1 pseudogene is annotated in these 517 nt (G+C 66.2%); it reads right to left on the minus strand.

Annotation, left to right across the window (positions count from 1 at the left end):
- Positions 1 to 517, minus strand: a pseudogene (locus tag IH13_RS0136130) (acyltransferase domain-containing protein); the annotation flags it as partial.

The raw sequence follows: 517 nt of genomic DNA on the forward strand, positions 1-517 counted from the left end.
GCGTCCATGCGAGGTGAGTGGAACGCGTGGCTGACCCGCAGCCGCTTGGTCTTACGACCCTCCGCCTCGAAATGAGCAGCATCGCAGGACGGCGTCCTCGTCACCGGAAACCACGGTCGCGAGGGCCCGTTGAGCGCGGCGATGGACACACCGTCCGTCAGCACGGCAGGACTTCCGCCTCGGTCGCCTGGAGCGAAATCATCGCCCCACCCGCCGGCAACGCCTGCATCAGACGACCACGCGCCGCCACCAACTTCGCCGCGTCCTCCAGCGACAACACCCCAGCCACATGCGCGGCCGACAGCTCACCGATCGAATGACCCAACAGATAGTCCGGCTTCACACCCCACGCCGACACCAGCGGAACAAGCGCCACTTCGAGAGCGAACAGCCCCGCCTGCGTGAACTGCGTCTGATCCAGCAGCTCACCACCCTCGAACACCACATCCCGGACCGGCTGATCCAAGTGCCGGTCCAGCTCCGCACACACCGCATCAAACGCATCCGCGAACACCGG

The organism is Streptomyces sp. NRRL WC-3549 (assembly GCF_000721935.1).
In the GTDB taxonomy this organism is placed as follows: domain Bacteria; phylum Actinomycetota; class Actinomycetes; order Streptomycetales; family Streptomycetaceae; genus Streptomyces.